Annotated in this window: 1 protein-coding gene; it reads left to right on the top strand. The window is 65.6% G+C overall.

What is annotated here, in order from left to right:
- Nucleotides 1–144 precede the first annotated feature (144 nt).
- The coding region (locus AC5Y7D_RS30930) for an acyl carrier protein (RefSeq protein ID WP_499930002.1) at nt 145–480 on the top strand (336 nt) is incomplete at its 3' end.

Here is a 480-nt window from a genome sequence, read left to right as displayed (position 1 = left end):
GCCCTCGATCAATCCTGCCTTGCGCCCGCGCGCATGGATTTGGCTGCGCTCAGGTCTCAAGCCGCTGCTGGGATGTTGCCGGCCTTGTTCGCTGATCTGGTGGGGGTCCGGCGGCGGTCTGTGGTGGGGGACCGGGCTGCGGCGGTGTCGGGTTCGGTCTTGGCGCAGCGTCTGGCCGGACTCTCTGATGAGCAGCAACATTCGCTGCTCTCGGAGCTGGTGTCCTCGCATGTGGCGACTGTCCTGGGTGCTGATCCGGCCACTATCGGGGCCGACCGCGTATTCCAGGATCAGGGTTTTGATTCTCTGACCGCCGTCGAGTTGCGTAACCGGTTGCAAACCGCGACCGGTCTCGCGTTGTCACCCACCGTGGTCTTCGATCACCCCACACCCTCGGCACTGGCCGGGCACCTACGCCAACAAATCACCGGAACAGTCGGCGAGATCGCAAGTGGGCCGGCGGTGCGGGCGGCGGTGGAT

The sequence above is a fragment of the Mycobacterium sp. NGS49 genome (assembly GCF_059812565.1).
Note: the sequence above shows the minus strand (reverse complement) of the source record. Positions and strands in the feature narration are given on the sequence as shown.